The sequence below is a fragment of the Frigoribacterium sp. CFBP 13605 genome (genome assembly GCF_014839405.1).
In the GTDB taxonomy this organism is placed as follows: Bacteria; Actinomycetota; Actinomycetes; order Actinomycetales; family Microbacteriaceae; genus Frigoribacterium.
Genome location: NZ_JACYNS010000109.1, coordinates 1 through 8,090, shown reverse-complemented (window position 1 = coordinate 8,090; position 8,090 = coordinate 1). Strand labels below are relative to the sequence as shown.

Sequence of the window (8,090 nt, the reverse complement as noted above, 5' to 3'; positions counted from 1 at the left end):
CGCCGGAGACCAGGTCGGGGGCGGCCCGCCCGGCGGGGATGCGCGCCGCGACCCGGAGGCTGGTGGGCGCGTCCGGGTCGAGCCCGGCGGTCGAGACGGCGTAGCCGTCCATCTGCGAGTTGGCGAATGGCGGCAGGTCGATCGGGGCGACGACGTCGGCGGCGAGGACGCGGTCGCGGTACCGGTCGGAGCGCGAGGCGAGCGCCTCGGGGCTCACCACCAACGCGTCGACCGGACGGGCCCGCACGGCCGCCTCGACGACGGCCGTGACCTCGGCGAGGTGGGTCTCGATGGTGCGCACGCGGTTCCTCTCGGGCGATCGTCAGTAGCGTATCGGGGGTGACCGACCCCGCGACCGAGCCCGACGTCCCCCAGCCCACCCGCGCCTCCTCGGGGCCGCCGCCCGTCGACGTCGCCGTCATCGGCGGATCGGGGCTGTACTCGCTCTTCGCCGAGGGCGAGGCGACCCGGCACGTCGTCGAGACGCCCTACGGCCCGACCTCGAGCGAGGTGACGATCGGCGAGTTGGGCGGCAAGCGCGTGGCCTTCCTCACCCGGCACGGCGCGGGCCACGCGGTGGCGCCGCACCTGATCGACTACCGGGCGAACGTGTGGGCACTGGCGTCGCTCGGCGCGAAGGCCATCGTGTCGTCGTCGGCGGTCGGCGGGGTCAGCCCCGACGTCGCCCCCGGCACCATGGTCGTGACCGACCAGTTCATCGACCGCACCTGGGGACGACGCGACACGTTCTTCGACGTCGAGGGGCAGGTTCAGCACCTGATCGCCGCCGACCCGTTCGACCCCGTGCTCCGGACCGCGGCGATCGCGGCCCTCGAGGCGCAGGGTGAGCCGTTCTCCCCGACCGGCACCTGCGTGGTGATCCAGGGGCCGCGGTTCTCGACCCGGGCCGAGTCGCTGTGGTTCCGGGCCGCGGGCGCGCACACGGTCAACATGACGATGTACCCCGAGATCCCGCTCACCCTCGAACTCGGCATGGGAGCCGTCAACCTCTCGTACGTGACCGACAGCGACGCCGGCCTGGCCCCGGCCGAGGGCGACGCACCCGATGCCGACGCCGTGAGCGCCTCGCTCGTCTTCGAACGGCTCGCGGCCGCCCAACCGCGCATCGTCGCGGCCATCGAGTCGATCGTCGCCGCGATGCCCGGCGACTACTCGCCCCGCGAGCTCATGCCGCCCGGGGCGGTGGCCGAGGTGCTCGCCCGGCCCGTCTCGGATCGGAAGGCCGCGCGGTGAGCGCGACCGGCGCCTCCTCGTCCACCGACGGCCCGGGCCTGCTGCTCGTCACCGGTGGGGCCGGCTTCATCGGGTCGGCGATCGTCGACCTCGCGCTCGACCGCGGCTGGCGCGTGCGCGTGCTCGACTCCCTGCGGCCCGACGTGCACGGCGGCGAGCCGACCGTCGACCCGCGCGTCGACTTCGTGCACGGCGACGTGCGGGACGCCGAGACCGTCGACCGGGCACTCGCGGGCGTCGACGCGGTCTGTCACCAGGCGGCCAAGGTCGGGCTCGGCGTGGACTTCCAGGACGCGCCCGACTACGTCTCGTCGAACGAGCTCGGCACGGCCGTCGTGCTCGCGGCGATGGACCGCGCCGGCGTCGACCGCCTCGTCGTCGCCTCGTCGATGGTCGTCTACGGCGAGGGCAGCTACCGCACCTCGACCGGTGCGACCGAACGCCCGGCACCCCGCCGCATCGCCGACCTCGACGCGGGCGTCTTCGACCCGCGTGACGAGGCGGGTGAACTGCTCGAGCCGCAGCTGATCGGCGAGGAGGCCCCGCTCGACCCCCGCAACGTCTACGCCATCACGAAGCTGACGCAGGAGCACCTGTCGACCTCGTGGGCGCGCAGCACCGGCGGTCGGGCCGCCGCCCTGCGCTACCACAACGTCTACGGCCCGGGCATGCCGCAGAACACGCCCTACGCCGGCGTGGCCTCGCTCTTCCGCTCCGCCCTCGAACGCGGCGAGGCTCCGCGCGTGTTCGAGGACGGCGCCCAGCGTCGCGACTTCGTCCACGTCCGCGACATCGCGTCCGCCAACCTCGCGGCCCTCGAGTGGACCACGGATCAGCCGACCGACACGTTCCGAGCGTTCAACGTCGGCAGCGGGACGGTGCACACGATCGGCGAGATGGCGGAGGCCCTGGCGCGCGAGGCCGGCGGACCGACGCCCGTCGTCACCGGCGAGTACCGCGCGGGCGACGTGCGGCACGTGACGGCGTCGTCGGCGCGGCTGCAGGGCGAGCTGGGCTGGCGACCGAGCGTGACCTTCGAGCAGGGCATGCACGAGTTCGCCACGGCCCCGCTGCGCGCCGCGGTCGTCCGCTAGGCGGGCGGGGCCGCCCCCCGTTCGGGTGCGCACCGCCCGCTCCCATCACCTTCATGGGATCGCATCCGTACAGTCGAGAGGATGAGCAGCCCCCGAGTCGACGTCGTGCTTCCCTGTCTCGACGAAGAAGGCGCGTTGCCCTGGGTGCTCGGCCGCCTGCCCGAGGGCTGGCACGCCATCGTCGTCGACAACGGCTCGACCGACGACTCCGCCCGCGTCGCCGCCGAGCACGGCGCGACCGTGGTGCAGGAGGCGCGGCGCGGCTTCGGCAGCGCCGCCCACGCCGGTCTCGAGGCCGCCACGGCCGACTACGTCGCGTTCTGCGACGCCGACGCGTCGATGGACCCCGCCGACCTCGTCGCCCTCGCCGCCCCCGTGATGGCCGGTGACGCCGATCTCGTCCTCGGCCGCCGGCGCCCGACGACCCGGGGCGCCTGGCCGGTGCACGCCCGCATCGCCAACCTGGCCCTCTCGCACCTCATGCGGCGGGCCAGCGGCGTCGCCCTGCACGACCTCGGCCCCATGCGCGTCGCGCGGCGCCGGGCACTGCTCGACCTCGACCTGAAGGACCGCCGCAGCGGCTACCCACTCGAGATGGTGCTGCGCGCGAGCGAGGCCGGCTGGCGGATCGTCGAGCAGGACGCGCCCTACTCGCCCCGGGTCGGCCGCAGCAAGGTGACCGGCACCATCCGCGGCACGTCCGTCGCGATCAAGGACATGTCCCGACTCCTGAGGGAGGTCGGCCGATGACGACCCTCGTGGTGATCGCGAAGGAGACGATCCCGGGCAAGGTCAAGACGCGCCTGCACCCCCCGCTCAGCCTCGAGCAGGCCGCCGACGTCGCGGCCGCCGCGATCCAGGACACCCTCGACGTCGTCCGTCGGCTGCCCGCCACGCGTCGCGTGTTGCTGTTCGACGGCAACCGCAGGCCCGTCGGCTCCGAAGACTTCGATGTGATCCCTCAGATCGGTGGCGACCTCGACGCACGCCTCGGCGCCCTCTTCGACGAGGTCGACGGGAAGACCGTGCTGATCGGCATGGACACCCCCCAGGTCACGGTCGAGGCCCTCGCCCCCGTCTTCGACGCGTGGACCGACGACGTCGACGCCTGGTTCGGCCCGGCGAACGACGGCGGGTTCTGGGCCCTGGGCCTCTCCCGGCCGACCGGCGACCTGCTGCGCGGCGTCCCCATGTCGCGTGACGACACGGGTGCCCACCAGCTCCGCCGACTCGCCGACGCCGGCCTGACCGTGCGCATGCTGCCCGAGCTCGTCGACGTCGACACGATCGACGACGCCCGCCTCGTCGCGTCCGTCGCACCCGACAGCCGCTTCGCCGCCGCCCTGCGGCACGCCGAGGCGCCCCCCACGACCACCACCACGAACGGCGTCGCCCGCACGACCGATCCCGCCACCGAAGGGGTCACCTCATGACCATCGCCCCCGAACAGCCCGCCACCTTCGGTTCAGGAGGCGCGGAGCCGTACGCGCGCGCCCTGCGTCACGAGGGGCTCCTGCAACTCGTCCGGGCGGCCGGCGGTGCCGGACGCCCCGCGTCGCCCCTCGAGGCCGGCGACGACGAGGCGTTCGACGTCGCGCGCTGGAGCGCCGACGCCGACGCCGCCGACCTCACCACCCTCGACGGTGAGACCGGCCCCGTGCTCGACATCGGCTGCGGGCCGGCCCGCATGGTGCGCGCCGCCGTGGACCGCGGCCTGACCGTCCTGGGTCTGGACGTCTCGCCCACGGCCGTCGCGATGGCCCGCGAGGCCGGTCTGCCCGTGGCCGGCGGGTCGGTCTTCGACCCACTGCCCCGCGAGGGCCAGTGGAACCTCGCGCTGCTGCTGGACGGCAACGTCGGCATCGGCGGCGACCCGACGGCGCTGCTGACCCGCTGCGCCGAGATCCTCACCGCGACCGGTTCGGTCGTCGTCGAGACCGCCCCCGAGGCGTCGCTCGACGACAGCTACGAGGCCCACGTGGTCGACGACCAGGGTCACGCCAGCGCGACCTTCCCCTGGGCGGAGGTCGGCCGCGAGGCGCTGCACCGCCACGCTCGACGCGCGGGCCTGCGGGTCGCTCAGACCTGGTCGGTCGACGGACGCACCTTCTGCCGCCTGCGTGCCAGGTAGAGCGCGACCACGGCGGCCGTCAGCGCCGCGATGACGAGCCACAGCACGGCCAGGCGCAGACCGTAGTCGAACGGCAGCACGGTGTCGTTCTTCGGCCCCTTCGCCTTCGCCACGATCTCGGGCACGACGACGAGCGAGAAGATCGCCCCGACGACGACCGCGCCCTGCACGATCCAAAGGACCGCGGGCCGGATGCGGCGTCCGGTCCGCCGCACGAGCAGCGAGACCGCGGCGACCACGGGGGCGAGCACGGCGTCGTGCACGACGACCGAACCGGCCAGCCAGAGCAGCAGTCCGCCGTACCGGTTCGGGGAGACGGTGTCGGTGAGCACCCAGCCGCCGAGGCCGACGAGGGCGACGCCGAGGGCGATCAGCACCCCGCGCACGACGCGGACGGTGCGCGACGTGCCCGCGCCTCCTGCGCTCGACGCGGCCGAGGGCACCCGGGCGCTCACGAGAGCACCTCGATGGAGCTGAGCCACTTGGTCTGCAGCACGCCGGGTCGGCCCGGGGCGATCATGCGCGCCGGGTAGCCGTGGTCGATGCTGAGCGGCTCGCCGTTCAGCTCGAGGGCGACGAGGGTGCGCGGGTCGGAGGCGTACTCGGGGCCCATCTCGGTCACGCGGTAGCCACCCTTCTCTTCGAGGCTGGTGAGCCGGAGGCGCTGGTCGGTCGGGGCGCCGGCAGCCGCCAGCAGGTCGACGAGGCGGACGCCGCGCCAGGCGCCGGTCTGGCTCCAGCCCTCGACGCAGGCGATCGGCAGGCGTTCGTCGGCCCCGTCGAACCCGCGCAGCGCGTCGAGCGTGAACGAGGTCGCGACGCCGCCCACCAGGACGTCGAGCCGCCAGTCGGGGTCCATGGCCGTCTCGAGCACCCGGGCGGCGGCGGCCGTGCGGTTGATCGGCAGGTCGTTCGGGCCGAGCCCGCGCTGCCGCGGGCCGAAGGCGTTGAGCGCTGACAGCGGGGCGAAGGACTGCCCGGCCGTGAGCGCGACGACTCCCCCGGTGGCGACGCCGGCGGCGGTGAAGAAGCCGCGGCGGGACACCCGGGCGCGGCCCGGTTCGCGGTCGACCTCGTGTGCGGAGTCGATCCAGCGGAGGACGCGTCCGGTGAGGCCGCGGGCGGGCGCAGGAGGCGCGGCGTGCGGATCACGGTCGCGTCGCGTCCCGTCGGCGTCGCGCACGGCACGGAACCGGGCGAGCTCGGCGGTCGCCTCGCTCTCGGCCACGAACGCGGCGCGGGCCTCGTCGAGCTCGGACGACGGCTCGACGAAGCGCCCCTCGGCGTCGTAGCTGTCCCGCGCCCGCCAGTAGCGGGTGATGAGCGGCAGCTTGACGGCGATGTGGATCGCGAGCGAGCCGATGATGACGAACGACAGGGCGAAGTGCACCTGCTTGAACGGGAACGGCCACGGGTAGTACTGGTACGTGTTCAGCAGGCCGGTGACGAGCTGGAGGATCGACGTCGCCACGAACAGGGCGATGGAGGCGCGCTCGAGCACGTCGACCGGGTGCTTGATCGGCGGGTGCTGGAAGAGCTGCGGGAACACCGAGTGCAGCTTGACCAGCAGCAGGGGGATGCAGGCGATGCCCGCGGTGATGTGGACGCCCTGGCTCACCTGGTAGAGCCAGACGGGACTCGTCGGGAACCGCATCCCGTCGAGCGGCTCCTGCAGGAAGTGGCTGTAGAGCCCGGTCAGCAGGCAGATGACGAACGCGGCGCCGAGGAGGCGACCGAAGACGGTCGCCGACCGGGCGTTGCGGTTCGGCGACGAGGCGGCGCGGCGCGCCTCGTACAGCAGGCGCCTCATGGTGTCGGTCGTCTCATGTGGCTCATCATCTCCGATGTGCACGACTCCCAGGGCCGATTCGGCCAGACTGGGGGCGTGCGTACTGTGTTCGCGGCCGTGGCCGTCCTCGGATTGGCCGGGGCGATCGCCTGGGGCGTCGTGAACGTCGGATTCCTGATGAAAGACCTGCGGACCGACTTCGTCGTCTGGACCGCCGTGTGCTGGGCGCTGTTCGCCCTGGCGGTGGTGCTGCTGCGCCGGGTGCCCGTGCGCCACGTCACCGCTCTCGTCGTCGCGGGCACGGCCCTGGTCGGCGGGGCGGGCCTGACCGGCGTGCCCAACACGAGCACCGACCCGGCGCGCTACGCCTGGGACGGCATCGTGCAGACCGCCGGCGTCTCGCCGTACGAGTACACGCCCGACGCGGGCGAGCTGCGCGACCTGCGGCCGGCCTGGATCTTCCCCGAGTCGACGCCGTTCACCCGCGACGACGGCACGATCGGCGAGCGCTGCGGCGAACCCGACCGCCAGGTCCACCGTGCCTACGACAGCCAGACGGGCGACGTCGTCTGCACGCTGATCAACCGGCCGGACGTGCCGACCATCTACCCGCCGATGGCCGAACTGTACTTCTGGGCGGTGTCCGCCGTGGTCGGCCCCGACGCCGGGTTCTTCCCGCTGCAGGCGATGGGCTTCGTGCTCGTGCTGGGCACGACCGTCGCCCTGCTGGCGACCCTGCGCCGGCGGGGTCTCGACCCCCGCTGGGCCGCGCTGTGGGGCTGGTGCCCGCTCGTGGTCGGCGAGGGCGTCACGAACTCGCACGTCGACCTCCTGGGTGCCGTGCTCGTGGTCGCCGCGTCGTTGCTCGTCGCCACCGGTCGGCGCTTCCGCGGCGGCATCGCGCTCGGAGCCGCCATCGCGACCAAGTTGATCCCGGTGATCGCGGCACCCGCCCTGCTGCGCGGGCAGCCCTGGAAGGTGATCAGCGCCTCCGTCGTCACCTTCGCCGTGCTCTACGTGCCCTACGTCGCGATGACCGGGTGGGGCGTGCTCGGGTACCTGCCGGGCTACCTGACCGAGGAGGGCTACGAGGACGGCTCGCGCTTCGTGTTCCTGTCGGCCTTCATGCCGGACGCGTGGACGACACCGGTCGCCGTGCTGATCGTCGGTGTCACGGCGGTGCTCGTGTGGGTGAAGACCCCGGCACACGACCCGTGGCTCGGCCAGCTCGTGATGATCGGCGTGACGCTCGTGGCGGTGAGCCCCCGCTACCCCTGGTACGCCCTGCTGCTGGTGCCGTTCGTCGCGCTGACCGGGCGGGTCGAGTGGCTGGCGATCCCGCTCGCGCTGCTCGTGCGCCAGCTCGAGCCGGGCATGGCACTGCAGCGGGCGTCGCTCGCCTCGGCCGTGCTCGTCATCCTGCTCGTGACGCTCTGGCGGGCCGGCCCCGGGTTCACGGACCGGTTGCTCGACGCCGTCGGGGGCGACGTCGACCGGCTGCGTCGGGTCGTCGGCCGCCGACGGTCCGCCCCCTCGTCGAGCCCCGGGCCCGCTCAGACCAGGTAGGCGACGGCGTCTCCGGCGTCGAAGGAGAACCGGACGGCACTGCCCGGCACGAGGTCGAGGCCGGCGACCACGCCGGGCGGGACGTCGGCCGACACGTCGCCGGCCCGGACCCGGACGACGTCCCCGCGGGGTTCGAGGTCCGTGACGACGACGTCGAGGACGTTCTCGGACGGCGTCGGACCCGAGGGGGTCCCGGTCGTCACGCGCACGGCGCTCGGCCGCACGGCCACCGCGGCCGCGGCGCCCGCCGGGAGCC

General features: G+C 73.9%; 9 protein-coding genes and 1 pseudogene. 6 read left to right on the top strand and 4 right to left on the bottom strand.

The window, feature by feature from the left end:
- A pseudogene (locus IFT36_RS16245) lies at nucleotides 1–301 on the bottom strand (gephyrin-like molybdotransferase Glp); the annotation flags it as partial.
- 38 nt (nucleotides 302–339) lie between these two features.
- Here IFT36_RS16245 and IFT36_RS14000 point away from each other — a divergent pair.
- The 5 genes from IFT36_RS14000 (at nucleotide 340) to IFT36_RS13980 (ending at nucleotide 4,479) form a co-directional block, all read left to right on the top strand.
- A complete protein-coding gene (locus tag IFT36_RS14000; protein ID WP_200413436.1) occupies nucleotides 340–1,254 on the top strand; it encodes an MTAP family purine nucleoside phosphorylase in 915 nt (304 codons plus the stop codon).
- A complete protein-coding gene (locus IFT36_RS13995; protein ID WP_307785118.1) occupies nucleotides 1,251–2,348 on the top strand; it encodes an NAD-dependent epimerase/dehydratase family protein in 1,098 nt (365 codons plus the stop codon). The genes IFT36_RS14000 and IFT36_RS13995 overlap by 4 nt, the downstream gene beginning before the upstream one ends.
- 81 nt (nucleotides 2,349–2,429) lie before the next feature.
- Nucleotides 2,430–3,098 carry a glycosyltransferase family 2 protein gene (locus IFT36_RS13990; RefSeq protein ID WP_056048859.1) on the top strand — a complete coding sequence of 223 codons (669 nt, stop codon included), beginning with the start codon at nucleotides 2,430–2,432 and terminating at the stop codon, nucleotides 3,096–3,098.
- Nucleotides 3,095–3,781, top strand: a complete 687-nt coding sequence (locus tag IFT36_RS13985) for a TIGR04282 family arsenosugar biosynthesis glycosyltransferase (protein ID WP_056048862.1) — start codon at nucleotides 3,095–3,097, stop codon at nucleotides 3,779–3,781. Before IFT36_RS13990 ends, IFT36_RS13985 begins: the two co-directional genes overlap by 4 nt.
- Complete coding sequence (locus IFT36_RS13980; protein WP_200413435.1) at nucleotides 3,778–4,479, top strand: class I SAM-dependent methyltransferase; 702 nt, start codon at nucleotides 3,778–3,780, stop codon at nucleotides 4,477–4,479. Before IFT36_RS13985 ends, IFT36_RS13980 begins: the two co-directional genes overlap by 4 nt.
- Here the strand turns inward: IFT36_RS13980 and IFT36_RS13975 are convergent.
- Nucleotides 4,428–4,934 (bottom strand): hypothetical protein, encoded by a 507-nt coding sequence (locus IFT36_RS13975; protein ID WP_173152893.1) that lies wholly within the window; start codon nucleotides 4,932–4,934, stop codon nucleotides 4,428–4,430. The genes IFT36_RS13980 and IFT36_RS13975 overlap by 52 nt on opposite strands.
- Nucleotides 4,931–6,289 (bottom strand): molybdopterin-dependent oxidoreductase, encoded by a 1,359-nt coding sequence (locus IFT36_RS13970; protein ID WP_200413434.1) that lies wholly within the window; start codon nucleotides 6,287–6,289, stop codon nucleotides 4,931–4,933. Before IFT36_RS13970 ends, IFT36_RS13975 begins: the two co-directional genes overlap by 4 nt.
- A gap of 75 nt (nucleotides 6,290–6,364) precedes the next feature.
- On the opposite strand from IFT36_RS13970, the gene IFT36_RS17015 reads away from it, so the two are divergent.
- Complete coding sequence (locus tag IFT36_RS17015; RefSeq protein ID WP_200413433.1) at nucleotides 6,365–7,834, top strand: glycosyltransferase 87 family protein; 1,470 nt, start codon at nucleotides 6,365–6,367, stop codon at nucleotides 7,832–7,834.
- On the opposite strand, the gene IFT36_RS13960 is transcribed toward IFT36_RS17015, so the two are convergent.
- Nucleotides 7,822–8,090 (bottom strand): TOBE domain-containing protein (locus tag IFT36_RS13960; protein WP_200413432.1); only part of this gene is annotated, 269 nt, incomplete at its 5' end. The two genes, IFT36_RS17015 and IFT36_RS13960, sit on opposite strands and share 13 nt — an antisense overlap.